This is a genomic window from Natronobeatus ordinarius (assembly GCF_024362485.1).
Taxonomy (GTDB): Archaea; Halobacteriota; Halobacteria; order Halobacteriales; family Natrialbaceae; genus Natronobeatus; species Natronobeatus ordinarius.
The window spans coordinates 1,264,538-1,291,054 of sequence record NZ_CP101456.1; the positions used below are offsets into that span (position 1 = coordinate 1,264,538).

Genomic DNA, 26,517 nt, shown 5'->3' on the forward strand with positions numbered 1-26,517 from the left:
GAAATTGCCGGACGGCGGTACTGATACGGCTGCGTGCTGATCGGCTACTCGAGTGTGCGCGTCGACGCGAAAATGGACTCCCTGTGGCAGGTTATGACCGCTCACTCGACGAAATCGATGTCGTTCGCGCCCGGTCCGACCGCTTCGGTTTCGGGACGGCCGTAGATCTGTGGCGAGTCGACGCCGGTGACGACGATCATCGTCCGCATGCTGCCCTCGAGGCTCTCGTCGATCGAGGTCCCCCAGATGATGCGTGCGTCGGGGTCGATCCGGTCGTAGATCTCCTCGACGACGCCTTCTGCTTCCTCGATGGACATGTCGTTGCCGCCGGTGACGTTGACGAGCGCGGAGTTCGCGCTGGAGATGTCGACGTCGAGCAGGGGTGATCGCAGTGCCGTCTTGACGGAATCTTCGGCTTTCGCTTCCGAATCGGCCTCGCCGAGCCCGATCATCGCGACGCCACCACGTTCCATGACGGTGCGGACGTCGGCGAAGTCGAGGTTGACGAGCCCGGGCTTCGTGATGAGTTCGGTGATGCCTTTGACCGACCGCATCAACACCTCGTCGGACACCTTGAACGCTTGTCGAACGGGGAGTTTGCCGACCGAGTCGAGCAGGCGGTCGTTCGGGACGACGATGACGGTGTCGGAGACGTCGCGCAGGCGCTCGAGGCCGGCCTCCGCGTTCGTTCGCCGGACTTCGCCTTCCGCGGTGAAGGGGGTCGTGACGATCGAGATGGTGAGTGCGCCGGTCTCGCGGGCGGCCTTGGCGACGACGGGGGCAGAGCCCGTGCCAGTACCGCCGCCGAGTCCGGCAGTGACGAACACCATGTCAGAGCCCTCGATGGCGTCGTAGATGTCCTGCTGGCTCTCGAGGGCGGCTTCCTCGCCGACCTGCGGGAGCGAGCCCGCGCCGCGGCCGCCGGTCTTCTGTTCGCCCATCAGGATCTTCGTGTCGGCGTCGATCTCGACGAGGTGCTGAACGTCCGTGTTAGCGGCGACGAGTTTCGCACCGTGGATCCCCTCCTCGGTCATCCGGTTGACGGTGTTTCCGCCCGCGCCACCACAGCCGACGACCGTGATATCCGTCTGGAGGTCCTGTAGTACGTCGGCTAACTCCTCGTCGGTCATCGTCCCGCTCGCGTTTTCGGCTTCGAGGTCGGCCTCGGCGTCGAACTCCTCCGGGCTCTCGTCCTCGGCCTCGTCGATAGCGTCTTCGATGATGGAGTCCATTCCTTGGCCGGTATAGAAGATGGAGTGTAATTACCTTTCCCCTAGACGTCAGACGACCGTCTGACACCGTACTGATTACTTATGGGTCGAAAGTACGGCAATTGAGAACAGACGTACTCGAGCGTAGATGTCGTTTTACTCACTCCTCTCTAGAACTAAACCGGGAACCGATGCGTTCGGTCGACGTGAACGTCTTCGGGAGCGACCGTTCTGCCGTCGACGGTGACGGTGTCACCGCTCGTCAGCCGACCGAACGCCGGTCCCTCGCTGACGCCCAGCTCACGCGCCCGTTTCGGGTCGAACGCCGTCTCCGACACGACGACGGCGTCGTCCTCGATGGCCACCGTGTCGTACTTGCACTCGAGGATCGCCGCGAGGTCGGCGACGACCCCCTGGAGCACCTCCTCGCCCGGGACGGCGGCCCGATCGCCGACGCGGCTCGCACCGTTTCTGGTCGTGAAGGCGACGGTCCGGTTCTCGAGGATTGCCCATACCTCGTCCGGATCGATTCCCTCGGCCGTCTCGACCAGTTTCACCGGTAAGTCGACGACGGTGAACGGCTCCGATCGCTCGCTGCCGAACCGAACGCCGTCGTCGACGGTGCCGAGTTCGTCTTCGATCGCCGTCACGAGCGAGCGAGGGCGATCGCCGACCTCGCGCAGCCAGGTCTCGCTCACGACCTCGTAGCCGAGAGCGTCGAGTACTCGCTCGAGAGTGGGATACTCGCCGTCGATGACGGCGCAGTCGGCGTCGCTTTCCTCGAACGCCGCCGCGAGCACGTCGCGTTCGGTCTCGGGGTGGGCCATCGCCTCGAGCGCCCAGTCGGCGGCGACGTGGCCGACGGCCCACGGGGTCTCGCGGACGATCCGCGTAAAGCGGGGGGCGTAGTGGTTGCCGCCGAAGCCGACGACCTGTTCGTCGCGGTGAGGGGCGACGTCTCGGAGGTCGAGAATAGCGCGCGCGACGGCCTCGGCGCCTGCGGGATCGTTCCACTGCTCGTCGTCGCTTCCGAGTTCGGCGAACAGCGAGGGGACGCCGACGTCGGTCGGGCCGTGGTGGGTACACTCCATCCCGACGTCGTAGTCCGCAGGGGCGTACTCGTCGAACGACTCGAGCAGCGTCGCGAGTGCGTTCGGGCACGTCGCGGCGAGCTCGCCATCGTCGCCGCCGAACTCGGCCGGGCCGAAGTTACCCGTGAAGTGGCCGGTCAGTAGCGGGCCGGTGCCGCCCGAGTGTCGGGAGGCGAACACCAGCAGGTCGGGGTCTCCCTCGAAGGCGTCGGCCGGTCGCTCGAGTTCGATGTGGAGGTCGTCGAACGACCGGAGCTCCGCCCCGTCGGTCCGGTACCAGGTGCTGCCGCCTTCGCCGTCGGGCCGGGTGTCGTCCCCGCGTCGCTCCCAGTCGACGAGCTCACGGAGGTAATCACAGACGTGGACGGAGGCGCGGTCGGCGCGACTTTCGACGATCGCGATCACACGAGTCGATGCGGGACGGGGGCCTGAATACGCTCCGTTTTCCGCTCGGTCGACCCGCGATCGACGTTCCGCTCGGCCGGTCCGCAACCGACGGCGGAGACCGGTCCGAGACGCCGGTCCGAGACACCGGCCCGGTCCGCCCGTTGGTATGCTACGACCCAATCAGTATTCTACTAGTGTGGATAATTGACACACATCGTTTCAGCCGACTGTCTGCCGGGTAAATCTTCGATTTCCACCCCAGTAGACGGCGTATACCAATACGAATCGGTCGCACCTGCTCACCCGAACATGCCTGTCGAAGCTATCGAAGACCAGCGCCTGACGCCGATTCCGGACGAGATCGAATCGTCACAGGGCAAACTCGTGTACCTCTCGCTCTTACTTACGGACGGTGCGACGGCAACCGAACTTCAGAAGACGCTTTCGCTGAAAAAGATCACGGTCCTGAGTGTTCTGAACTCCCTCGCTTCGCGCGGTCTCGTCCAGCGAACCGGCGGCAACTACGTCCCTGCGTGATCCATGACGACCGAGCCAACCACCTCCCGACGAGTCGAATTGCGCGTTCGAGACGATACGCCGACGCCAGTCCTCGAGACAGCCGACCGAATCGCCTCCCGGTTGCGACGGCTCGAGGACGACGATCAGATCGCCGAGTACGCTCTCGAGAGCTGGGGGTGTCGACAGCTCCGGCCGGCCGAAGCCGTCGAAGCGCCGACGGCGGCCGTCGTCGAGGCCTATCGCTCGTGGGCCGACAACGCCGGCCACACGCTCGAGCCGGCGTTCTGCCGACGCGAGGTCTCCTCGATGGTCTCGGAGACGTCCTACACGAAACTCGTCGTCCCGTTCGTGACGATCGCCGTCTACGACGGCGAAGAACTCGAGTGCGTGGCTCCGTGTTCGAACGGAGCAGCGGTCTGCACCGTCGACGACTGTCTGGCCGCGCTCGAGGGCGGCGCGCCCGACCTGGTCGCCGAGTCGCTCGACTCGGATTCGGTGGGCGACGTCGAGAGCGCCGAGCGACAGGTCCATCCGGCGTGACGGCGCAGCCGCCGGCGTTCAGCTCGCGACCCTGGTGACGCGTATCACGGGAATAAGAGAAAGACGAAGCCGACGTAGCCGACGACGAGGATCGCCCCGTCGACGCGACTCAACTCGTCGCCGTGGGCCATCATTCCGACGAGGACGAGCGTGAACGCGACCAGTGCCGGGAGTTCGAAGCGCAGGGTACTCGGCGAGACGGAGATCGGGACGATCAGCGCGACGATCCCGATCACGGCGAGAACGTTGTAGATGTTCGATCCCACGACGTTCCCGATCGAGAACGCCGTCTCGCCACGGATCGCGCCGACGACCGAGGCCGCGAGCTCGGGTAACGAGGTGCCGAGTGCGAGGACGGTGAGTCCGATGAACAGGTCCGAAAACCCCATCGCGGCGAGCAGGCCCCGCCCGCCCGAGATGAGCCACCGAGAGCCGATCACGAGCGCGAGTAACCCACCGACGACGAGCAGTACGGTCCGGAGCGTGATCCCTTCACCCGATCCGGGCTCGGCCGATACCGGCGCGGGATCGGCGTTGACGTAGTACAGCAGATAGCCGGTAAAGCCCACGAGGACGGTGAGGAGGACCGCTCCCTCGAGTCGACCGATCGTTCCGTCGACGCTCAGGACGAGCAGCAAGAACGCAGCCAGCACCATGAACGGGACGTGCCGGCGGAGTACGAGTGGGCTGATCGGGAGCGGACGAATCAACGCTGCGAGTCCCAGCACGAGTCCGATGTTGGCGACGTTCGAGCCGACGACCGTTCCGAGGCCGATGTCCCCCGAGACGTCGAGCGCGCCGATCGTCGCGACGAACAGCTCCGGCGCGGTGGTCACGAGCGCGACCACGGTCACTCCGACGGTCGCCGCCCGGAGGCCGACGCCGAGGGCCACTCGCGCGGCTCCGGCGACGAGCAACTCCGCGCCGACGTAGAGCGCCACGATCCCGCCCGCGAGCAAGAGGAGAAAGAGGGCGGTTCCCTCGAGGATCATACGGTTGACTAGTCCCGATTCGCGTATAAGCCGTGCGGAACCGGGATCAACGGCGCAGACGCACCGCTGTCTGGTAGCACCAGCCCGTTTCACGACCTGGGGGTTCCGTCCTGCTGGGGCTCGACTCCGTCGTCTTCGCCGTTGTCCGCTTCGGCGTGGCTGACCGTAGCCGGCCTGCGAGCCGTCGGATCAGACCGATTAAGGGTTCGCCACCACGAAGAACGCTTATGCACGTCTTCGGTCTCATTGGCAACCCGGTCGGCCACTCGCTCTCGCCGCCGATGCACGAGGCAGCGTACGACGAACTCGGCCTCGAGGCCCGCTACGTCACGTTCGAACCGGAGTCCGCGGACCTCGAGTCGGCCATCCGCGGCGCCGACGCCCTGGGGATCTGCGGCCTGAACGTCACCATCCCGTTCAAGCGAGACGTCCTCGAGTACGTCGAGCCCGACGACCTCGCGAAACGGATCGGCGCGGTGAACACGATCGACTTCGGCGGCGAGCACCCGACGGGCCACAACACCGACGCCGCCGGCGCGTTGCGGGCGCTCGAGCGCGGCGACGCCGATCTCGAGGGCGCGCGGGCGGTGCTCGTCGGCGCCGGCGGCGCGGGCCGGGCGATCGCGTTCGCCCTCGCTGATGCGGGCGCGGCGGTCGCGATCGCAAACCGTACCGAGTCGACGGCGCACGACCTCGCCGCGGCGGTCCCGAACGCGACGGGACACGGCCTCGAGTCGCTCCCGGACCTGCTCGCCGACGCCGACGTGCTCGTCAACGCGACGAGCGTCGGGATGGACGAAGATGTCTCGCCCGTTCCGGCCGGTGCGCTCCACGCCGACCTCGTGGTGATGGACGCCGTCTACAGCCCGCTCGAGACGCGGCTCTTACGTGAGGCGGCCGACGCCGGGGCGACGACGATCGACGGCGCGTGGATGTTGCTCTACCAGGGCGTCGAGGCACTCGAGCGCTGGACGGGCGAGGCGGCACCGGTCGAGGCGATGAACGACGCGCTTCGATCGACCCTCTGAGCGCGCTTCGATCGACTCTTCGACCCGGTTCGAGTGCGCGCTTGCGAGAATTGACACTACCGGATCAAACGACTTTAGGTGCAGTAACCGATACTTCAGGGTAATGGGAATCCTCCAGAAGCTGAAGTCGCTGCTCGGGGTCGGCGACTCGCCGTCGGACGCTGCGCGAGAGCGGGACGTCGGCGTGACCGTCGAGCGGGAACGTCGCGAGCGGGCCGATCCAGACGACCGCGTCGACGAGCCCGGAACGAGCGACGTCGATGCCACCGGCGCCGCCGACGAGGCGGCCGCTGCCGGCACGACCGCCTCGAGTTCCACCGGCTCGATGACGGAGCCACGTGAGCGTTCGGAACGGGCAGCCGAGCCCGCGGAAGCGACGGGGCCGACCGAAACAGATGCCGCACCGACGACCGAGAAACCGTCCGAACCGACCGAGGAGGCGCCGGAGGCAGCAGCGCCCGACGAAACGGACGCGGCCTCGAGCGACGACGCGACGTCAGTGGACGCTGAACCGGCCGACGACTCGAGTGAGGGCGACGCTGAACCGGCCGAGGAAGCGACGTCAGTGGACGCTGAACCGGTCGACGTGATCAAGGGGATCGGACCGGCGTACGCCGACCGGCTCGCCGGCGCCGACGTCGAGACCGTCGCCGACCTCGCCGCGGCCGACGCCGAGGCCCTCGCGGCCGAAACTGGCCTCTCGGAAAAGCGCATCCAGGGCTGGATCGATCGGGCGAGCGTCCGATAGCTGCGGCCGCCCTCGAGCCCGACCGGCGAGCCCGCTTCGGGTTCCTTTCATACCGCAAAACAGTTACTCCAGCGCGTCTATTTCCTGGTCATGAGCGATCCGTACGTCGTCACGACGATCGACGCGTTCAGGCGCACCGCTGCAGGTGTCGCCGGTGGGTGTGGGACGACGGCGAGTCGATCGTCGGGAACGGACGTCGGTTCCGCTGGCGTGCGGATCCCCGTCGAGGTCAGGCTCACCGTTGACGATCCGTTTCTCGCGTACCGACGCGCACGTCCGGCCGGAAGCGACGGGGGCGCGTTCCTCGAGACGACCGGCGGGCAGGCCGGCTGGGGATACTTCGGCGTCGACCCGATCGACCGGCTCACCGTCGGTCCCGACGCGGTTTCTCGCGACGGTGAGTCGCCGACGCTCGCGGCACTCGAGGGCCTCCTCTCCACCGAGGCCCTCTCCCGGGGTGATTGTGACGTCCCGTTTCCCGGCGGGGCGATCGGCTGGCTCTCCTACGACGTCGCCCGCGAACTCGAGGCGCTCCCGGGAACGGCGGCGGACGACCGCGGACTGCCGCGACTCGAGCTCTGCGTCTACGACCGACTCGCCGCCTGGGAGGAGCCACGCGACGGCGACCGAACCACGCTCCGGATCACCGCCTGTCCACGCGTCGGTGACGATCCCGACGCGGCCTACGAACGCGGACGCGACCGGGCGCTCGAACTCGCCCATCGGATCGAGGCGGGCGATCCGTCGGTCGGTCCCCCGCCGGTCGAGGCGACGACGGCGACCTTCGAGAGCGACTGCGGCCGGGAGGCGTTCGCCGACCGGGTTCGCCGCGTCAAGGCGTACGTCCGCGACGGTGACACCTTCCAGACGAACATCTCCCAGCGACTCGTCGCGCCCGCGGCCGTCCATCCCGTCGCCGCCTACGACGCCCTCCGTCGGGTGAACCCCGCGCCGTACTCCGGCCTGCTCGAGTTTCGAGCCGCGGACCTCGTGAGCGCGAGCCCCGAACTGCTACTCGAGCGCGAGGTGCCACGCACCTCGGATTGCTCGAGCGAACGGAGTCCGCGAGAGCGCGATGGGGACTTCGTCCGGACGGAGCCGATCGCGGGGACCCGCCCGCGGGGGGCGACCTCGGAGGAGGACGCCGACCTCGAGGCGGACCTGCTGACCGACGAGAAAGAACGGGCCGAACACGCGATGCTGGTCGACCTCGAGCGAAACGATCTCGGGAAGGTCTGTGCGTACGGCACCGTCGAGGTCGACGAGTATCGCCGGGTGGATCGCTACTCGGAGGTGATGCACCTCGTCTCGAACGTGACGGGGACACTCCGCGACGACGTAACGCTCGCGGACGCGATCGCAGCGGTGTTCCCCGGGGGGACGATCACCGGTGCGCCCAAACCGCGGACGATGGAGATAATCGACGAACTCGAGGCGACCCGCCGGGGGCCGTACACGGGCAGCGTGGGGATCTTCGGCTTCGACGGGCGCGCCACTCTGAACATCGTCATCCGGACGCTCGTTCGCCACGCTGAGGAGCACCACCTGCGCGTCGGCGCGGGGATCGTTCACGACTCCGATCCGGCTCGCGAGTACGACGAGACCCTCGACAAGGCCCGGGCGCTCGTGACCGCCGTCGACGAGGCCCTGGGCGAACGGGCGGCGATGACCGTCGAGACCGACGGAGGTGCGTCGGCCGATGAGTGACGGCGACACCCGAATCATCGTGATCGACAACTACGACTCGTTCGCGTACAACCTCGTCCAGTACGTGGGCGAGGTCGCCGACGAGGTGCTCGTCCGGCGAAACGACGCGCTCTCCATCTCTGACGTACACGACCTCGACCCCACGGGGATCGTCGTCTCGCCGGGGCCGGGGACACCCCAGGAGGCAGGCATCTCGATCCCCCTCTTCGAGGAGACCGACTACCCGATCCTCGGGGTCTGTCTCGGCCACCAGGCGCTGTGTGCCGCCAACGGCGCGCCCGTGGTTCACGCCCCGGAGGTCGTCCACGGCAAGCCCTCCGTCGTCGACCACGACGGCGAGGGGCTCTTCGCGGGCCTCCCCGACCGTTTCCAGGTCGGGCGCTATCACTCCCTGGCCGTCGAACGCGACGACCTGCCCGAGAGCTTGCTCGAGACGGCGACGACGGCCGACGAACGCGAGGTCCTGATGGCCGTCCGCCACCGCGAGAAACCCCACCTCGGTGTCCAGTTTCACCCCGAGAGCATCCTGACCCGCGAGTCGGGCGCCGGGGAGGACGGTGGTGCGATCTCGCTCGCGGTGGGCAAACGCATGATCCGAAACTTCTGTGCGCTGGCGGCCGCACACGCAGACGACCGATGAGCGAGTTGCAGTACCACGTCGACGGCGACCTCGTCCCCGCCTCGGCGGCGACGGTCTCGGTCGACGACCGCGGCTTTCGCTACGGCGACGGCGCGTTCGAGACCCTGCGGGCCTACGGCGGGACGATCTTCGAGTGGGACGCCCACGCCGAGCGACTCGAGCGAACCTGCGAGCATCTCCATCTCGAGCACGGCTGCTCGCGGGCGGACCTCCGGGCCCGAATGGACGAGACGCTGGCGGCGAACGACCTCGTGGACGCCTACGTCCGGCTCTCGATCACCCGCGGCGTCCAGCCGGGCAAACTCACGCCACAGCCCGAGGTCGATCCAACCGTCGTCGTCTACGTGAAGCCGCTCCCGCGTGGTGGGCTCGAGGGCGAGTCGGTCTGGGACGGCCCGGCGACGGTCGAGACGGTCGAGACGCGCCGGATTCCCGACGCGGCGCTCCCGGCCGCGGCGAAGACGCACAACTACCTCAACGGCATCCTCGCGCGAACGGAACTCTCGCCCGACGCCGACGAGGCGCTGCTCTGTGACCTCGAGGGGCGCGTCGCCGAGGGGGCGACCAGCAACCTCTGTTTCGTCGTCGACGGCGAGTTACACACCCCGACGCTCGAGGGGCCGGTGCTGCCGGGGATCACGCGCCGGGTAGTGCTCGAACTCGCAGCCGACGCGGACATTTCGACGCACGAGGGCTGGTACGAACCGGCCGACGTTCGCACGGCCGACGAGGCGTTCCTCACGAACACGACGTGGGAACTTCGTCCCGTCGCGTCGATCGACGGGCACGCGATCGGCGGCGGTCCGGTGACGTCGCTGCTGGCAGAACGGTTCGACGAACGGGTCGAAGCCGAGAGCTACAGTAACAACTGAAACGGGGTACACACTGCGAGCAGCGTCTCTCCGTCTCAGTTGTCACCGGACAGGTCGACGTCCTCGAGAATGTCCGACCAGGTGTCCCAGTGGATGAAAAACACCTTGTAGGGATACTGGCTGTGCTCGTTGACGTCGACCATCGTCGGCGAGCCATCCAGTTCGCTGGCCAGTAGCTCGAGCTCCTCGATCAGTTCGGCTTTCGTCGGCAGCAACTCGTCGTCCATCAGCTCGTACATGTCGTCGATCAGTCCCACCGTCTGGTGGTAGGTGACCCGGGGGTAAGCACCCCACTCGTCCACGTCGGTGATCGACGGCGGCCGACTGAGTTTGCGGGCGATCCGCTCGACGTCCCTGATCACCTCTTCTTCGGTGATGTGTTCGGGCTCGAGTTGCTGCTCGCCGAAGGTGCCCCGGACGACGTGGAACCACGTGTCGAAGACCAGCAGGAACTCGTCGGGGTCGATTCCGGTGTGATCGACGACCTCGAACAGCGTGGGATGGCGGTCGACGCCCTCCTCGGCGAGCGCCTCGTTCGTCTCTTCGACGGCCTCGAGTTGCTCGAGGATGTCGACGTGACCGGCGCGGTGACTCGCCCTGAAGCGGCCGGCTGCGACCAGGGCGTCGTCCCAGCTGCCGTCGAAGCGCTCGAGTACCTCGGATTCGGTCGCCGGCGTCTCCCGGTCGCGCCAGTCTCGCGGCGTCGGCGGCCGGCCGATCAGCTCCTCGTCGATGGCGCGGATCGCGTCGAGCACCTCGTCGCTCTTGCCACCGCCGAGATTGATCGGGGTGGCGTCGGCGCGCCGTCGTTCTTCCTCCTCGTCGTCGACGTCGTCGTGGTACATACGCCACCGTAGGGCCGAGACGCCCTTAGGCAGACGGGTTCGACTCGCGTTCGTCGACGCCGAGTTCCTTGCGGGGGTGCGTCTCCGCGCCAGCCCACCGCTCGAGATGGACGAGCTCTTCGAGGTCGAGTCGGTCGCGCCAGCCTTCGGTCTGGAGGATCGGCTCGTCGGGAAACGTCTCGGGGTAGCCGACGCAGAGATAGGCGATCGGCTTGACGTGTGGCGGTATCCCCAGCACCTCCCTGACTTCCGACGGGTAGAGAAAACTCACCCAGCCGACGCCGATCCCCTCGGCGCGGGCGGCGAGCCAGAGGTTCTGGACCGCGAGGCACGTCGAGTAGACGTCCGTCCGGCGCATCGAGCTTCGACCGAGCACGTGGGGCTCCCCGCGGGTCGGATCGCAGGTCACACAGACGTTCACCGGCGCGTCCTCGATCCCCTCGAGTTTCAGCCGTCCGAACGCTTCGCGTCTGGATTCCTCGTAGGCGACCGACGCGGCCTCGATCGCCCGGGAGGCGATCGCCGCGATTTCGGCTTTCGTCCCTTCGTCGCGGATCACGACGAAATCCCAGGGCTGAGAGAAGCCGACGCTCGGGGCGTGGTGGGCGGCGTCGACGATTCGCTCGAGCGCGTCGTCGGGAATTGGCTCGCCACGAAACCGACGAACGTCCCGGCGAGCGTAGATCGTCTCGTAGACCGCCCGAATCTCGTCGTCGCTAAACGCAACCATAGTGGTGTTTGCGAAACTCTATTTGAAGAGCGTTTCTGTACGGGAGTCCAAAACACCGCAGTCGGTGCGCGAAACCGCCGATCGACTACCCGAGACAGGCCTCGAGCGTCGCTTCGACCGCCTCGAGGTAGCTCTCGGACTCGTAGCCCAGCCGGCCGAGCCAGACGTCCTGATACGAGGGATGGAGGATCGGCACGAGCCAGACGTCGAGTCGGTCACACCGGACCGGTTCGAGCACCGCGTCGAGAAAGCTCTCGAGCGTCCGATCCTCCGCCTCGAGCACGGTCGTCGTGGCGTGTTTTCCCGTCGTGAGGACGACGGCCGGGTCGACCACCTCGAGTTCGGCGAGCAGGTGGCGACGACAGGTCGTTCGCTCCTCGTCCGTGGGCTCGCGGTTGGTCGTCGGCTCGTCCGGATAGGCTGGGAAACACTTCACCGCGTTCGTGTAGTAGGCGTCGTCGGCGTAGCCGACCCGCTCGAGCATCGTCCGGATCCGGCGGCCGGAGTGGCGTGAGGTGTACGCTTTTCCCGTCCAGTTGCCGCCTCGCCATCGATCGGCTGTCGGGTCCCCGTAGCCGGGGGCCTCGCCGACGACCAGGACGTCCGCGTCGGGGTCGCCGGTCCCCCAGGAGATGCGTTCGCGGGACTCGACGAGCGCCGGACAGCGGGCACAGTCGGGTGCAACGACGTGGCGGGTCGTCGGAAACTCGGGCACAGGTGTCGTTTCGAGGGCAGCGCAGGTATGCGTCACGGAACCCAGTTGGGTCGTTCTGGAAGGGACAGGTTTAGGATCGTTGGAGCGCGTAGGGCCCACAATGCAATCGGAACTGTTCGCCGAGTTGTTCTCGGTGCTCCTCTACGTGTTGATCGCCGCCGTCCTGACCGTCGGCGGGCTCGCCGCCGAGTACGCGAGCCTCCAGTACTTCGGTGCTGGCGACTCGATGGCGGCGCTGTGGCTCGCCGGTGCAGGCCTCGTCATGCTGTACGCGGGGCTCTACGGCGTCGGCTACGGAAAAGTTCTCTCTCGATTCGTCTGACGCGCTCGGGATCGGTTCGACCACGTCCGTGGGGACGCTGAGGACGTTCGGTGGTCACGACGGCCGTGACCTGCGTGTCTCGTCCGGAACTGACGCCACCTGCAACGATCCCCCTGAAACCGTTGCGTTCCAACCCCCCACTGCATCGGCTCCCGTTACATCCACCACGTCCGTCCCCCATTCGATACTTCGTAGCCCGACTAATAGCGATTTTGAGCAATCCGTTACTGTTGAGGCGCCGTCATTTCGGACGCAGCGTCGCTACCGTGCTCGACTGGCCGCCAGTCTGTAGTCTCAACTGAAACGGGTTACACACTGCTCGCAGTAGAACGGACAGCCTCGGTAACGAGGCCGAGGCTGGCCGCTCGGCTGTGACCGGGTGTAATTCGTTTCAACGAGTACTATACGCTGGGAGTCGTGTCCGTCGGACCGATTCCTCTTTACTACCGGAGTGAATCACGGTACGTATGAGCAGGTTCGACGAGGTCGACGACCAGTACGACCCGCACGCGCTCGAGGCGGCGGTTTTCGAGTACTGGGAGGACGTCGACGCCTACGAGCGGACCGTACAGCATCGGGCGGACGCCGAGCCGTACTTCTTCGTCGACGGCCCGCCGTACACCTCCGGGGCGGCCCACCTGGGAACGACCTGGAACAAGACGCTCAAGGACGTCTACATCCGGTATCTCCGAATGCAGGGGTACGACGTCACCGATCGGCCGGGCTACGACATGCACGGGCTGCCCATCGAGACGAAAGTCGAGGAAGAACTCGGCTTCGAGAACAAAAAGGACATCGAGGACTTCGGCGAGGACGCGTTCATCGCAGCCTGCAAGGAGTTCGCCGAGGAGAACCTCGAGGCCATGCAGGAGGATTTCAAGTCCTTCGGCGTCTGGATGGACTGGGACGACCCCTACAGGACGCTGGATCCGGAGTACATGGAGGCCGCCTGGTGGGGCTTTGCCAAGGCGGCCGACCGCGGCCTCGTCGAGCAGGGCAAGCGGTCGATCTCGTGGTGTCCCCGGTGTGAGACCGGGCTGGCGAACAACGAGGTCGAGTACGAGGACGTCGAGGACCCCTCGGTTTACGTCAAATTCGACCTCACAGAGCGCGAGGGATCGATCGTCATCTGGACGACCACGCCGTGGACGATCCCGGCGAACACGTTCGTCGCCGTCGATCCCGAGGGCGAGTACGTCGGCGTCCGTGCGGAGAAAAACGGCGAAGAGGAACTGCTCTACGTCTCCGAGGCCAAACACGAGGAGGTCCTCAAGGAAGGACGCTACGAGGAGTACGAGGTCGTCGAAGAACTTACTGGCGAGGACCTCATCGGCTGGTCCTACGAGCACCCACTCGCCGAGCAGGTCCCCGACCACGTCGACGGCGAGGGCACCCTCGAGGTCTACGCCGGCGACTACGTCGACACCCACGGCGACGGCACCGGGCTGGTCCACTCCGCACCCGGCCACGGTGAGGAGGACTTCGAGCGCGGTCAGGAGCTCGGTTTCGAGGCGTTCTGTCCCGTCGGCGACGACGGCACCTACACCGAGGCCGGTGGCAAGTACGCCGGTCAGTTCGTCAAGGACGCAGACGAGGAGATCATCGCCGACCTCGAGGACGAGGGTGCGATGCTCGCCTCCGTGACCACTACCCACAGCTACGGCCACTGCTGGCGCTGTGACACGGGCATTATCCAGGTCGTCACCGACCAGTGGTTCATCACGATCACGGACGTCAAAGACGAACTCCTCGAGAACATCGAGGACAGCGAGTGGTATCCCGACTGGGCGCGTGACAGCCGCTTCCGGGATTTCGTCGAGGACGCTCCCGACTGGAACGTCTCCCGGCAGCGCTACTGGGGCATCCCGATCCCGATCTGGATTCCTGAAAGCTGGACCGGCGACATGGACGACGTGATCGTCGTCGGCACGCGAGAAGAGCTCGCCGAGCGCGTCGACCAGGAGATTGACCCCGAGACGGTCGACATCCACAAGGACACCGTCGACGGGCTGACGATCACCGAGGACGGGACGACCTACAGCCGCATCCCCGACGTCTTCGACGTCTGGCTCGACTCTTCGGTCGCCTCCTGGGGCACGCTCAACTACCCCGAAGACGACAGCCGCTTCGACGAGCTCTGGCCCGCCGACTTCATCCTCGAAGCTCACGACCAGACTCGCGGCTGGTTCTGGTCCCAGCTGGGGATGGGCACCGCTGCGATGGGCGAGGTCCCCTACGACAAGGTGCTCATGCACGGCCACGCACTGGACGAGGACGGTCGGAAGATGTCCAAGTCGGTCGGCAACGTCGTCGAACCCGGCGAGGCCATTTCCCGCCACGGCGCCGACGCCATGCGCATGTTCCTGCTCGCTGCGAACCCACAGGGCGACGACATGCGCTTCTCGTGGGACGGCATGCGGACGATGGAGAACCACCTCCGGACGCTGTGGAACGTCTTCCGCTTCCCGCTGCCGTACATGGACCTCGACGGCTTCGACCCCGCCGAGGCGGACCTCGAGGCGGTGGATGACCACCTCGAACTCGTCGACGAGTGGGTGCTCGCTCGCCTGCAGTCGACGAAGGTTGAGATGACCGAGGCGATGGATGAATTCCGCCAGGACAAAGCGCTCGAGGCCCTCCTCGACTTCCTCGTCGAGGACGTCTCGCGCTTTTACGTCCAGGCGGTTCGCGAACGCATGTGGGAGGAGAGCGACAGCCCGAGCAAACGGGCCACCTACACGACGATGGCCCACGTCCTGCGCGAGGTCGTCGTCCTGCTCGCACCCTTTGCGCCCTTCGTCAGCGAGGAGATCTACGGCACGCTCACCGGCGAGTCACGCCATCCGACGGTCCACATGGAAGACTGGCCCGCTGTCGAATCGTACTGGGAAGACGAGGAACTCGAGGTAGACGTCTCGTTCCTGCGCGCCATCGAGGAAGCCGGCGCGAACGCCCGCCAGCAGGCCGGGCGAAAGCTGCGCTGGCCCGTCCCGCGGGTGGTCGTCGCCGCCGACGACGAACGCGTCGTCGACGCCGTGTCCCGCCACGAGGCGCTCCTGAAAGACCGCCTCAACGCCCGCGAGGTCGAACTCGTCTCCCCCGACCAGCAGTGGGGCGAACTCGCCTACAGCGCCGAAGCCGACATGAGCAAACTCGGCCCCGCATTCGGTGGGCGCGCCGGCGAGGTCATGACCGCGCTCAACGAGACCCGGATCGAAGAGCCGACCCTCGAGTCGCTCGAGGCGGCCGTAAACGACGCGCTCGCCGAGCCGGTCGAACTCGAGGCGGAGATGGTCTCGTTCGTCACCGAGACGCCCGACAGCGTCGCCGGCACCGCCTTCGGCCTGAACGGCGACGACCGCGGCGTCGTCTACGTCGACGCCTCGCTCACCGACGACATCGAGAGCGAGGGCTACGCCCGAGAGGTCATCCGCCGCGTCCAGGAGATGCGCAAAGAGCTCGACTTAGACGTCGAAGAGCGGATCGCACTCGAGCTCGAGGTCGACGACGACCGGATCGCCGAGCTGGTCGCCGAGCGCGAGGACCTGATCCGCGAGGAAGTGCGTGCCGACGAGCTCGGGACCGTCGAGGACGGCCACCGCAAGGAGTGGGACGTCGAAGGCATCGACGTCGAACTCGCCATCTCGCCGCTGGCCGAGTCGACGGCCTGAGCCCCTCGAGAGCGTCAGAAGCCAGCGAGGCAATTTTCCGTATCGACGTCGACGGTGGCGAGGTCACCGGCGTGAGTCGTCACGGGCCGGATCGTGAGTTTGTCGACGCGAGGTCGAATCCTGCGCCGCCGATCGGGAGTCGCCCTCGGACCGCTCAGCCGAACAGCACCGGTCCCACGAACACGAGCCCGATCGCGACGAGGACGAGCACGCTGGCGAGCGTCATCCCGACGGTGCCGACCGTCTCCGGACGGGGAATCGAGAGCCGCGAGCAACCGCCCTCGAGGGACGTCCGCAGGAGCTTCGCCCCGTCGAGTGGGTAAAACGGGATGCAGTTGAAGACGCCGAGCAACAGGCTGAGCCACCACGTCCAGTACAGCAGGTTCGCGATGACGAAGACGCCGCTGCCGAGAGACGAGAGTGCCCCCGTGACGGCGTAGACGTTGGCGGTGGTGCCGACGAAGCCGGCGAAGTTCGCCGTCGAGAGGCCCCCGATCGCGCCTGCGAACGGGAGGAAGGCGATCGCCAGCACGCGCTCGAGTGCCGACGAGCCGAGGCCGTCGGCGGCGGGTTCACCGCGGAGGATCGCGAGGTGCTGGTCGCTCGGATGGGCAGCTGCCCCGAAGTCGGTCACCGTGATCCCGGCCGTCCCCGCGATGGGCGTGACGCCGACGAACGCCGCGCCGTCGCGCTCGCCGAGGGTCACGTCGTACGTTCGACGTTCGCCGTCGACGATCGCCTCGAGCGTGACGGTCTCGCCCGGGTCGGACGCGGCGAGGGCGTCGAAGAGGTCGTCGGCACCGACGAGTCGCTCGCCGTCGAGGTGTGTGAGGACGAGCGATTCGGAGTCGTCCGGTTCGGAGGCGCCGGCGGCTGCGAGCGGTCCGTCGTCGGCCACCGCCGCGACGGCGACCCCGGCGACGATCGTCGTCTCGCCGTCGTCCGTCTTGAGGGTCGCGTGCGTGTCGTTCGCGAGTGCGTCGGCGAACTCGCGTTCGGTGTGGACGGGCGACCCGTCGACGGCGGTGATCACGTCGCCGGGTTCGAGCGAGGCCGGGCCGGCGTCGACTGAGTTGTCGGCTGCCAGCGAGCCGGCCACGACGACCGACCGCTCGAGGGACACCGTCTCGGTGCCGTCCCGGTCGCCTTCGACCGCGAGGTCGACCGTTCGGTTGGCACCGGCGAGAGCCGAACGGAGGTCGTCGTCGCCGTCGATGGGGGCGCCGTCGACGGCGGTGATCACGTCGCCACGCTCGAGGCCGGCCTCCTCGGCGGGCGTGCCGGGCGCGACGCCGCCGACCGCGAAGCCGGGGATCGCGACGATCGACGTCGAGACGAGCGCGACGAGCAAGGCGAGCGTGAGAGCCGCCAGCGCGAGGTTGTTCGCGATGCCCGCCGCGTAGATCCGGTTTCGACTCCGCGTCGAGGCGGCGCGCTCGTCCGCCTCACTGAGTCCGACGAACGCTCCGAAGGGAACGACAGTCAGAAAGATCAGGCCCGCCGACTCGACGCCGACGTCTTCGATGCGGGCGAGCAGGCCGTGGCCGAACTCGTGGACGAACAGGCCAACGAAGAGGCCGAAGACGATCTCTGGCGCCGCCGACAGCGGCAGGAAGTCGTTGACGCCGGGGATCGCCAGCGCGTTTCGAGGCTGGGCCACCTCGCTCGCGGCATCGGTCGTCGTCGCGGCGTAGCCTGCGATCAGGACGAGCGCGAACGTCCCCACTACCAGCGAGAGCGAGACGATCACGCCGCCGTTGGTCCACGCTCGCCACGGCCGACGGTACCGGGGCCCTGCGAGTCCGTCGAGCACCCCGAGTCCGCTTCGAGTCTCGAGTGTGACCAGTGGCCCCGTCGCGTCGATCCAGTCGGGCAGCCGACCACGAGCCTCGAGCACCCAGCCGACGACGGAGAAGGCCACGACGCCGACGCCGATCCAGAGCAACGTTCCCAGCATCAGTCGACGGCTCGACTCGCCGGGGTACGGCCGACGAACGCCGTTCGATCGTCGATACCGGCCCGCCAGTTCGCGAAACGATGCGGCGAGCGATCCGAGCGTCGATCGTGAGTACCGCCTTCGTTCATCGTTGCTATCACGTCAGTAGAAATGAACCAACATCAATCGTCCGATCAACGAACGGCGTCCGGCGAACGATTCGACGATCCGACGACAGTCAGCGCGGCGAGGACGCACTCACTCGAGGTGGGTGGCGACCGTGGGGGCGACCGAGACCGCACTCGCCGGCCGCTCGATCGTGTCGGTGCCGTAGATGGCCTCGACGCCGGCGCTCGAGAGTTTCGCGTAGGCGTCCCGGACGAGCAGCGGGTGGACGCAAGAGACGAAGACGCGGGAAACGCCTCGCTCGCCGAGGACGGCGATGGCCTCGCTCATCGTCGAGCCGGTCGCGATAATGTCGTCGACGACGACGACGTCTCGTTCCTCGACGGCGACGTCGCTCGGGGTGATCTCCACCTCGGTGCCCGAGTGGCGGACCTTCTCGAAGTAGTCGACGTCGCCCTCGCCGTAGGCGTCCCGGACCGTCTCCGCCAGCTCGATCGCGCCGGCGTCGGGCGAGAGGAACACCGGCTCCGCGAGGTCGTCGGGGAGCGGCTCGGCGAGGCGTCCCGCCGCGTCGATCGTCTCCGCGACCGGCTCGAAGAAGTCACAGACGGCTGCCTCGTGCGGATTGACGGTGAGCACCCGGTCTGCACCGGTCGAGATGGCTCGTGCGACCGCCCGCGCGGAGATCGGCTGGCCTCGATCGAACGCCTTGTCCTGGCGGCCGTAGCCCATGTACGGGAGCACGGTGACGACCTCCTCGGCGCCGGCCTCCCGGACCGCGTCCTGGAGCTGGAGCAGTTCGAGGTGGGCCTCGCTCGAGACGGTCGAGGCGACGATTACGGCGCGGTCGGCGTCGAATCCCGGTACCGCCGCGAGCAGTTCCCCGTCAGGAAATCGGTCGTAGGAGACGGGAGCCAGCGGTTCCTCGAGTTCGCGTGCGAGCGCCGCAGCGAGTGCCTGCGACGCGGATCCGGTGACGATCATGCTCGAAGCCACAGTCCGGGGACTAAACCCGTTTTCGTTTGGCAGCCGGCTCGTCGATCGGCCGACGGCGTCGGCTCCCGATCACTCGCCACCGGCGTCGCGCTCACAGGCGCCGCTCGCGGTGTCGCCCGTGATCCTGAGTCCGCCATCGCGACCGACCAGCACGAGGACGGCGAGACAGCTGGGGTCGTTCCACTGTGCGGGCGTAACCTCGGTGAACTCCTCCTCGTCGAGCCGGACTGTCAGCCGAAACTCGCCCGCGTCCGCTGGCCAGTCGGGTTCGATTGTTACCCCTTCTCCGCCCGCCTCGAGGTCGTGTGTCGACCAGTGTTCGATCTCCCCGTCGAGCTCGACGAGGACGTCGACCACGTGCGAGCCGTCGTCCAGATTCTCGACCACGATCTCGCCGAGGACGGTTCCGGCGGAGTCGTCACCGCCCGCTTCGGTCTCGGCTTCTGCGTCGCCGTCACCGGTTGCGTCCGTCCCGTCGAGGCCGTCGGCGCCGGTGCTCGGGTCGTCGTCTTCGCCGAGACAGCCGGCGACCGTCACCGCGGTCACCGCACCCGCCCCTGCGAGCAGCCCTCGTCGCGTCAGTTCACTCATTCAGTTGGGCGAATGGGCATCGTGGATGATAACTCTCCCGCAAGACGATCGACAGCCGCTCGTCAGACGCGGTCGGTCTCGCGCGCCCTCGAGACGGAGAGTCCCGACGCGTCGACGACGCCAAGCGAGTGCGATCGCCACCCGGCATCGCCGACCGCGAGGAACGTGCCGTCCTCGGTCACGGCGTAGATCGTCTCGCCGTAACCGACGCCGACGATCGCGGCGTCCGCGCGCTCGCACTCGAGCCACTCGCCGTCGTCGTGCTCGTACAGCGTGTTGCCGGCGGCTGCGTGGGCACGCTCGAGTTCGCCGGGGCTCGATCGGGGGTCGGCTGCGACGACGTCGAACGGGCCCGAACGCTCTCGCATCCAGCCGTTACCCAGCTTGTACAGGCCGTCGTCGGTCGCTGCGAGCGGCACGCCCGCCACCGAGACGTCGCGAACGGCCGAGAGACCGGCGGGCTCGAGCGACCCGCCCCAGTGACGAACGACCCCGTCAGCCGTGGCGACCAGGTCGCCGTCGATCGCCCTGACGTCTGCGCTCGAGCGTCGCTCGAGGAACACCCACTCGTCTGCTTCCCACCGGGCCACGCGTCCGTCGGGGGCGGCGGCCACGAGCACGTCGTCGTCGTAGCCGACGGCGACTGCGGGGCCGAATCCGGTCTCCTCGAGCGCCACGTCGGTTTCGACGCCGTTCGGAGCTGCCGGCCGTTCGGTCACGAGCACGTCCTCGTCCGTCGCGACCGCCAGTTCGCCGGCTCTCGCGGCGACGTCTCGGCTGGCACAGCGCTCGACGAGCCCGAACGCTCCGACGGCGTCGTCGGAGACGCGGACCCGACAGAGCCCGGTCGCACTGGCGACGTACACCGCGGTCGCCCCGTCTCGCTCGTCGTAGACGCGTTTTTCTTCGATCGAATCCATACCGGTGGCGTCGTCCTCGTGCCTCGAAAGCGTTCCGTCGGCCGGGGCCACACGCACCGTCGACAGCGATCCGGACCCACACCCAACGTCGACAGCGGTTCAGACTCACACGCAACGTCGACAGCGATCTGCCGTCGCGGCGTGCGCTGTGCTGCTCGAGTCGGCGTCGCCGCGAGCGCCGGTCGCGTCGTCACGGCGACCGCCGATTTCGTGTTACCGTTCGTACACGGGCCGGCGCTCGACGTCGTCGATGGAGGTGAGCGTTCCCACGGAGCGGGCGATCTCCGAGAGCTTTACCGTCTGTTCTTCGGTCGCCGCGGCGACCGACTCCGTTTCTCCGGAGACGCGGTCGGCCTTCTGCGCCGACTGCTGAATCGTTCGGTAGATTGCCTCGGCGCTGCTCGCCTGGTCGGCCGCCGCGGTCGCGACGTCGTCGATCCCCTCCGACGTGTGCTCGGTCGCGTCGTGGATGGCTTCGAAGTCAAGCACCGCGTCGTCGACTCGGTCGACGCCCGTCGCCAGCCGGTCGGTCGTCTCCTCGACCCGGTCGACGGTCTCGGTCGCCACCGCCTTGATCTCCTCGACCTCCCGCTCGACGGCCTCCAGATCCGTCTGGGTCTGGCCGGCGAACGACTGCACCTCGCTCGCGATGACCTCGAGCGTCCCCTGGGCGTTCTCACCGCGCTTGGCTTCGACGGAGGCGTTCGTCCCCAGCACCTTCGTCCGCTCGGTGAGTTTGTCGACGCGATCGATCACCTCGTCGATGGCTGCCGTTCGCTCCTCGAGGCGGGAGACGGTCTCGGTGAGTTCGGCTGCCACCGACTGGACCGCCTCTAGCTCCTCGAGCGCCGCGTTCGCCTGTTCGACCCCGCTGTCCGCCAGGGATTCGGCGTCGGTGCTCACCTGGTCGACCGACTCGGCGGTTGCGGCGATCTCCTGAACGTTCGCACTCAGCGACTCGACCTCGTCGGCGATCGTGTCCATGTCGTCGGCCTGACTCGCTGCGAGGTCGTTGATCGTCTGTGCGCTTCGAGCGACCGACGACGACGCGTCGTCGAGCTCCTCGATCGGCGCGTACACGTCGCGCTGAACCGAAGTGGCAAGGGCGTTCCGTCGCTCGACCGCCTGATCGAGCTCTCGGCTGTAGCTCTCGAAGTACGTGTCCGTGGCGACCTGCAGATCGAGGTTGACGATCCGGAGCACGGCGAGAATGTCGGCCATTCCGTCGTGAATCGACTCCCGGACCGTCTCCTCGAGCGTCTCGTCGAGCCCGTCGGCCTCGTCACCCCCGGCTCCCCCGCCGAGGAACCGATCGACGAACCCCGATGTCGACTCCTTCGATCCCAGTTCCTCGTCGGCCCACGCTTCGATCGCGTCGACCGTCTGGCGTTGGACCCGCTCGTCGATTTCAGAGAGGATGAGATCGTAGTAGACGCCGTACTGGCCGACGTAGTACTTCATCGGCATGTTCATCAGCTCGTGCAGTTTCCCGATCCGAGCCCGATTCCGGAAGTACTCCTCGCCGTAGGCACCCGTCGCGAGCGAGACGAGGTACGCACGCTGGGTCTGTTTCAACGCCTCGATCCCCTTCGGCGACCGGCCCATGATCTCGAGCGAGCCATCGTAGCTCGTCAGGTTCTCGTAGAACCGATCGGCGATCTCGTTCTGGCGATCCCGGAACAGCGACTCGAGATCCGAGAGTCGACGCTCGTCCTCCTCGTCGAACTGGATGAATTCCTTCCGCCACGCGATCTCTTCGGCGTCGAGTGCGATGTCGTCGAGGAGTGCATCGGCGTCGACGTGCGCGTTCAACCCCTCGTGGCCGAAGGCGTCGTCCGGTCGTATTGTCATAGTATGACACGAGATAACACCAAGATACCTTAAATGTTTATAGACACCATTTAGGATTCAGTTGTTACTTTTTATCCAGAAGAGTATGGACCCACTTTCAGAACGTGAATTCTAACTACAACCGCGCGTAAACGGGTGGAATTGCCGATATCGCCACGGATATTGAAGAGGTACCGATCGTCTCTGGTGAGAGACCGCTGCATTTTCGGCCAACTCGAACGGCACCTGGATCCAACAATCGAGCGATTCGAGTGGACGACAGTGGTCGCCGAAACGAGTACTACAGCTCCTCGAGCAACGTCTCTGCAGCCACACGCGAAGAGCCCGGTCCTCGGGCGGTGATCAGGTCGCCGTCGACGGTGACGCTCACGTCGGCGTCGAGTTCGGCGTCCCACTCGCCGCCCGCCGCTTTCACCTCGTCTTCGACCCAGTAGGGGAGTTTCCGCCCGTCTGGCAGTCGGTCGGTCTCGTCGACGATGTCTGCTTCCCACTCGTTCGGGAAGCCGGTAACCGCGCGGCCGGTGACGAGGAACGCCCCGTGGCGGTCCCGGGCGAACGCGAGGAGCCCGACGGCGTGACAGATCACGAGCGCCGTGCCGTCGCCCTCCAGGGTCTGGCGCAGCAGTTCGCGAGCGTGACGGTCCTGGTTGACGTCCCAGACGGTGCCGTGCCCACCGGGAAAGACGACGGTGTCGTAGTCGTCGGCGCGAGCCTCGGCGATCGGGATCGGATCGGTCAGTCGGTCGTCCGTCTCGTGAACCGTCCGGAGGCGCTCGGCTTCTTTCGCACCGACCTGGGCCGGATCGACCGACCGCTCGTCGATCACGGGCGGCGAACCGGTCGGCGTCGCGACCGTCACCTCGACGCCCGCCTCGGTGAGTCGCTCGAGGGGCACGATACACTCTTCTCCCCAGTAGCCTTCCTCGCTGACGACGAACAGTGCAGCGGGCATACGTCACACCGTACCCTGACCATCCACTAAAGTGTGGAGCCGTCTCGTGACGGGAGGACCGTCGGTCCGAGCGCCAACGCAGTCGCCGTTCTCATACTCCTGGACAACACTCAGTGAACCGTTTTCTCCGGCCGTATCAGCTCTCGTCGTCGAACTCGCCGTTCAGGTTGAGCGCGTCGAAAAAGCGCCGCTCGATCCGCGTTCCGACGAACTCGAGTAAGTCCGCCTCGTCGTCGCCCTGGTCGGCGAACAGGCCGAGGTCGATGCGGCCGCCGGCCATGTCGTGGTGGCCGCCGACGGAGCCGAACGACTCGAACGCCGCTTTCAGCGTCTCGCCCATGTGGATCCGCGGATCGATCGACCGGCCGCTCATCCGAATCGTGCCGTCGACGATGCCGTAGGCGAGGACGGTGTCGACACCTTCGACGTTGAGGAGGTAGTCGGCCGCTTGTGGGAGCGCGTCGGTCTCCGTGGTTCGCCCCACGGAGGCGACCAACGAGGAGCCGCGTCGGTCTCGGGTCGCGATCGCACGCCCGATCGCGTCGATCGTCGCCGACGTGAACGCGGTGCCGTACAGCCGCTCGAGCAACTCTAGGTCTGCGGCCGGATAGACCGCGAGGGCGGCCTCGTACTCCCGTTTCGTGGGCTCGCGGATGAAATCGAGTCGCTCGCGATGGAGCGCGAACAGCAACGCCGAGGCGACCCGTCTCGTCATCGCCACCTCGAGGTCGGTGAGGTACTCGACGAAGATCGTCGACGTCGCCCCGTACTCGACGCGAACGTCGGCGAACGCGGCATCGACGGCCCCGTTGGGGTGGTGATCGACGACGACGTCGGGGTCGATCGATCGAGGCACCTCCGTGTTGGCCCCTGTCCGTGAGTGATCGACGAACGCGATACAGTCGTACGCCTCGAGATCGACCTCGTCGATGCGTCGGGCAGCGACCTCGAGCAGGTTGACGAACGCACGGTTTTGCTGGTGGGAGATCTCCCCGCCGTAGACGATCACGATCTCCTCGACCCCGCAGGCGTCGGCGATCCTCTCGAGGGCGACGGCGCTGGCGAGGCTATCCGGATCGGGGTTGTCGTGGGTGACGACCGCCAGTGATCCGGCGTCCTCGAGGACGGATTCGAGTTCCGCCGCGCGGGACATATTCGGTATAGGGAGGCGATCCGCTTGAACCCAGCGGCGGTTTTCAGAGCCGTAACCGAGTAATGGCAGGTTGCCTGGTGGCTGCCACTGGCTCGTGGGACCGTTTCCCGCTGTAACGGTGAACTGTCCCGCCGTTGCATCGACGCGGTCACATCAGTCGTTCTGAGTGGGGGGCTGCAAGAGTCACGCCCTCGAGGGCTCCTCGGCCTCGGCGTCCGCGACGATAAACCCTGCCCCGGCGAGGACGAACGCGGCCGGGACGATTGCCAGCCAGAAGCTCGCCTGCCAGAACGCGAGCGAAAAGCTCACGAAGCCGGCGACGATCGCCGGCACGCCACGGCCGAACAGCGTGCCAGCCGTGCCGACGATCGCCAGCCCGACGTGGATCGCGAAAAAGCCCACGACGAACGCGGACGTGCCTTCGTACGAGGTCACCCAGAGGAAGCCACCGAGCAGGTACAGGACGGCCACCACCGACGCGACGATTCCGACGACGGACCGGCGTCTCTCGCGGAGCATACTCGGCGTTGGAACCGCGATCGCTTATCGGTTCGGTCCCGGCTGCCTCACGACCGTTCGGTCCCGACCGGCTCACAACCGCCCGGTCAGCGCCTCGCTGGCCGGTGCGAACGAAATCTCCGTCCCGACGCCCGCCTCGAGCGCCCGTTCGTAGAGCAGGTGCGCCGCCGCGACCGTCTCGATGCCCGTTCCACCGCTGTCGAAGACGGTCAGTTCGTCGTCGCTCGTCCGACCCGGCGCGATCCCGGCGACGACCTCGCCGAGTTCGGCGTGGACGTGGTCTGCCTCGATCGCACCCGCCTCGAGCGCCGCGATGAACGCCCCTGCATCTTGCGTGACCCGTTCTGTGAGGTCCGGAACGTACGTCGCCCGCTCGATCGTCGGCACGTCGAGCTCCCGCTTCTCGGGGTGATACTGCCCCATCGCCGTCACGTGCGTCCCGGGCTCGAGCAGGTCGCCGTCGACGACTGGCTCGCTCGCGGTCGTCGCCGTGATCACCACGTCCGCGCCGGTGACGGCCTCGGCACTCGAGTCGACGGCGGAGACGTTGGCCTCGAGGTCGGCGTCGAACTCGGCGGCGAACGATTCGCGGTGCTCGCGCGTCGGCGAGTAGACGCGAACGTCGCGCCAGTCGCGGACGGTCGCGGTCGTGATCAGCTGGCCGCGGGCCTGGGGGCCGGTGCCGATGATCCCGATCGTTTCGGCGTCCTCGCGGGCCAGCTCGTCGACGGCGACGGCCCCCGCCGCGCCGGTTTTGAAGGGGTTCATGCTCGCGCCGTCGATGATGGCCAGTGGCTCGCCCGACTCGGCGTCGAAAAGCGGCGTCACGAACCAGGCGTCGCCCGCACCGAACCCGGCGGAGTACGTGTAGCCACCCATCGCTCCGGTTTCGGGCAGGATGGCGGCGTAGCTCGTGAACAGGCCGTCGGGATCCGCCCGGAAGAACTGCTGGCGAGGTTTGGCAGCCCCACCCTCACCGCGCTGGCGGTAGCCCTCCCGAACCGCGTCGACGTAGTCGGGAGGCGATACGAGGTCGGTGACGTCTGCACTGGTGAGAAACAGCGTCTCGGTCATACCGAACCAACGACCGACTGAGTGAAAAAGGGAGGAGAAGTGGGCAGTTAGTCCGCTCTGGCTGGGGTGTGGGAGGGACCGCTCTCGTCGCGCTGATCGACCGGTGAATTGACGAACATCGAGTGGCCGATGATTCCCAGCGCGACGAACGCACCGATCGGGACGGCACTCGTCAGCGAGACGCCGACGACAGTGAGCGCTGCAGTGATCCCTAGCAGTGCAACCGGAACGAGCCCAAGTACAATGTCGTAATATCCAGCCATAATCTATCTCATACTATGGGAGATTAGTATATAAGCCTTTCCTATAATAGGCTGATATTGGATTCGTCTATGACCCATACTTTGGGGCGTGAATTCCCATAACTTATGAGTGAATTAT

Annotated in this window: 25 protein-coding genes; 9 read left to right on the top strand and 16 right to left on the bottom strand. The window is 66.9% G+C overall.

Annotated elements, in window-relative coordinates; genetic code table 11:
• Positions 1-101: 101 nt before the first annotated feature.
• Together ftsZ and NMQ09_RS06515 are read right to left on the bottom strand one after the other, a co-directional pair.
• Positions 102-1,232 carry a cell division protein FtsZ gene (gene ftsZ / locus NMQ09_RS06510; protein WP_255193704.1) on the bottom strand — a complete coding sequence of 377 codons (1,131 nt, stop codon included), beginning with the start codon at positions 1,230-1,232 and terminating at the stop codon, positions 102-104.
• A gap of 155 nt (positions 1,233-1,387) precedes the next feature.
• Positions 1,388-2,707 (bottom strand): D-aminoacyl-tRNA deacylase, encoded by a 1,320-nt coding sequence (locus NMQ09_RS06515; protein ID WP_255193706.1) that lies wholly within the window; start codon positions 2,705-2,707, stop codon positions 1,388-1,390.
• A gap of 291 nt (positions 2,708-2,998) precedes the next feature.
• On the opposite strand from NMQ09_RS06515, the gene NMQ09_RS06520 reads away from it, so the two are divergent.
• On the top strand, positions 2,999-3,226 hold the full coding sequence (locus NMQ09_RS06520) for a helix-turn-helix domain-containing protein (RefSeq protein ID WP_255193708.1): 228 nt from the start codon (positions 2,999-3,001) through the stop codon (positions 3,224-3,226).
• Between the two features lie 3 nt (positions 3,227-3,229).
• The gene (locus NMQ09_RS06525; protein WP_255193710.1) at positions 3,230-3,748 is read left to right on the top strand and encodes an HTH domain-containing protein; all 519 of its coding nucleotides are present in this window, start codon (positions 3,230-3,232) and stop codon (positions 3,746-3,748) included.
• 44 nt (positions 3,749-3,792) lie between these two features.
• Here the strand turns inward: NMQ09_RS06525 and NMQ09_RS06530 are convergent, their stop codons facing one another.
• On the bottom strand, positions 3,793-4,737 hold the full coding sequence (locus tag NMQ09_RS06530) for a calcium/sodium antiporter (RefSeq protein WP_255194563.1): 945 nt from the start codon (positions 4,735-4,737) through the stop codon (positions 3,793-3,795).
• A 230-nt stretch (positions 4,738-4,967) separates the two neighbouring features.
• On the opposite strand from NMQ09_RS06530, the gene NMQ09_RS06535 reads away from it, so the two are divergent.
• The 5 genes from NMQ09_RS06535 (at position 4,968) to NMQ09_RS06555 (ending at position 9,735) form a co-directional block, all read left to right on the top strand.
• Positions 4,968-5,768: a shikimate dehydrogenase gene (locus tag NMQ09_RS06535; RefSeq protein WP_255193712.1), complete on the top strand. Its 801-nt coding sequence runs from the start codon at positions 4,968-4,970 to the stop codon at positions 5,766-5,768.
• 103 nt (positions 5,769-5,871) lie between these two features.
• On the top strand, positions 5,872-6,516 hold the full coding sequence (locus NMQ09_RS06540; protein WP_255193715.1) for a helix-hairpin-helix domain-containing protein: 645 nt from the start codon (positions 5,872-5,874) through the stop codon (positions 6,514-6,516).
• 90 nt (positions 6,517-6,606) lie between these two features.
• On the top strand, positions 6,607-8,223 hold the full coding sequence (pabB, locus tag NMQ09_RS06545; protein ID WP_255193717.1) for an aminodeoxychorismate synthase, component I: 1,617 nt from the start codon (positions 6,607-6,609) through the stop codon (positions 8,221-8,223).
• A complete protein-coding gene (locus NMQ09_RS06550) occupies positions 8,216-8,863 on the top strand; it encodes an anthranilate synthase component II (protein ID WP_255193719.1) in 648 nt (215 codons plus the stop codon). Before pabB ends, NMQ09_RS06550 begins: the two co-directional genes overlap by 8 nt.
• Positions 8,860-9,735 carry an aminotransferase class IV gene (locus tag NMQ09_RS06555; protein WP_255193721.1) on the top strand — a complete coding sequence of 292 codons (876 nt, stop codon included), beginning with the start codon at positions 8,860-8,862 and terminating at the stop codon, positions 9,733-9,735. Before NMQ09_RS06550 ends, NMQ09_RS06555 begins: the two co-directional genes overlap by 4 nt.
• A gap of 35 nt (positions 9,736-9,770) precedes the next feature.
• Here NMQ09_RS06555 and NMQ09_RS06560 read toward each other — a convergent pair whose 3' ends face one another.
• From NMQ09_RS06560 to NMQ09_RS06570, 3 genes are all read right to left on the bottom strand, one after another.
• Positions 9,771-10,580 carry a homing endonuclease associated repeat-containing protein gene (locus tag NMQ09_RS06560; RefSeq protein ID WP_255193723.1) on the bottom strand — a complete coding sequence of 270 codons (810 nt, stop codon included), beginning with the start codon at positions 10,578-10,580 and terminating at the stop codon, positions 9,771-9,773.
• 25 nt (positions 10,581-10,605) lie between these two features.
• Positions 10,606-11,310, bottom strand: coding sequence for a 5,6-dimethylbenzimidazole synthase (bluB, locus tag NMQ09_RS06565; protein WP_255193725.1), 705 nt, complete (start codon positions 11,308-11,310; stop codon positions 10,606-10,608).
• 85 nt (positions 11,311-11,395) lie between these two features.
• Positions 11,396-12,025, bottom strand: a complete 630-nt coding sequence (locus NMQ09_RS06570) for a uracil-DNA glycosylase (protein ID WP_425607260.1) — start codon at positions 12,023-12,025, stop codon at positions 11,396-11,398.
• A 100-nt stretch (positions 12,026-12,125) separates the two neighbouring features.
• On the opposite strand from NMQ09_RS06570, the gene NMQ09_RS06575 reads away from it, so the two are divergent.
• Both NMQ09_RS06575 and ileS read left to right on the top strand, forming a co-directional pair.
• Positions 12,126-12,347: a DUF8151 family protein gene (locus tag NMQ09_RS06575; RefSeq protein WP_255193729.1), complete on the top strand. Its 222-nt coding sequence runs from the start codon at positions 12,126-12,128 to the stop codon at positions 12,345-12,347.
• 467 nt (positions 12,348-12,814) lie between these two features.
• A complete protein-coding gene (ileS, locus tag NMQ09_RS06580) occupies positions 12,815-16,018 on the top strand; it encodes an isoleucine--tRNA ligase (RefSeq protein WP_255193731.1) in 3,204 nt (1,067 codons plus the stop codon).
• Between the two features lie 154 nt (positions 16,019-16,172).
• Here the strand turns inward: ileS and NMQ09_RS06585 are convergent, their stop codons facing one another.
• The 10 genes from NMQ09_RS06585 to NMQ09_RS06630 all read right to left on the bottom strand — a co-directional run bounded on the left by NMQ09_RS06585 (position 16,173) and on the right by NMQ09_RS06630 (position 26,399).
• A complete protein-coding gene (locus NMQ09_RS06585; protein WP_255193733.1) occupies positions 16,173-17,975 on the bottom strand; it encodes a site-2 protease family protein in 1,803 nt (600 codons plus the stop codon).
• Positions 17,976-18,212: 237 nt separating this feature from the next.
• A complete protein-coding gene (locus tag NMQ09_RS06590; RefSeq protein ID WP_255193735.1) occupies positions 18,213-19,064 on the bottom strand; it encodes a ribose-phosphate diphosphokinase in 852 nt (283 codons plus the stop codon).
• A gap of 81 nt (positions 19,065-19,145) precedes the next feature.
• Complete coding sequence (locus NMQ09_RS06595) at positions 19,146-19,667, bottom strand: hypothetical protein (protein ID WP_255193737.1); 522 nt, start codon at positions 19,665-19,667, stop codon at positions 19,146-19,148.
• Positions 19,668-19,729: 62 nt separating this feature from the next.
• Positions 19,730-20,587, bottom strand: a complete 858-nt coding sequence (locus tag NMQ09_RS06600) for an HVO_0234 family beta-propeller protein (RefSeq protein WP_255193739.1) — start codon at positions 20,585-20,587, stop codon at positions 19,730-19,732.
• A 213-nt stretch (positions 20,588-20,800) separates the two neighbouring features.
• Positions 20,801-22,438, bottom strand: coding sequence for a globin-coupled sensor protein (locus NMQ09_RS06605; RefSeq protein WP_255193741.1), 1,638 nt, complete (start codon positions 22,436-22,438; stop codon positions 20,801-20,803).
• A gap of 280 nt (positions 22,439-22,718) precedes the next feature.
• Entirely contained in the window at positions 22,719-23,390 is a 672-nt protein-coding gene (locus tag NMQ09_RS06610; protein ID WP_255193743.1) for a type 1 glutamine amidotransferase domain-containing protein, read from the bottom strand.
• 136 nt (positions 23,391-23,526) lie between these two features.
• Positions 23,527-24,543, bottom strand: coding sequence for a DHH family phosphoesterase (locus NMQ09_RS06615; RefSeq protein ID WP_255193745.1), 1,017 nt, complete (start codon positions 24,541-24,543; stop codon positions 23,527-23,529).
• A 183-nt stretch (positions 24,544-24,726) separates the two neighbouring features.
• Positions 24,727-25,062 carry a hypothetical protein gene (locus tag NMQ09_RS06620; RefSeq protein WP_255193747.1) on the bottom strand — a complete coding sequence of 112 codons (336 nt, stop codon included), beginning with the start codon at positions 25,060-25,062 and terminating at the stop codon, positions 24,727-24,729.
• Positions 25,063-25,134: 72 nt separating this feature from the next.
• The gene (locus NMQ09_RS06625) at positions 25,135-26,136 is read right to left on the bottom strand and encodes an ornithine cyclodeaminase family protein (protein WP_255193749.1); all 1,002 of its coding nucleotides are present in this window, start codon (positions 26,134-26,136) and stop codon (positions 25,135-25,137) included.
• A 47-nt stretch (positions 26,137-26,183) separates the two neighbouring features.
• On the bottom strand, positions 26,184-26,399 hold the full coding sequence (locus tag NMQ09_RS06630; RefSeq protein WP_255193751.1) for a DUF8015 family protein: 216 nt from the start codon (positions 26,397-26,399) through the stop codon (positions 26,184-26,186).
• Positions 26,400-26,517: the final 118 nt, after the last annotated feature.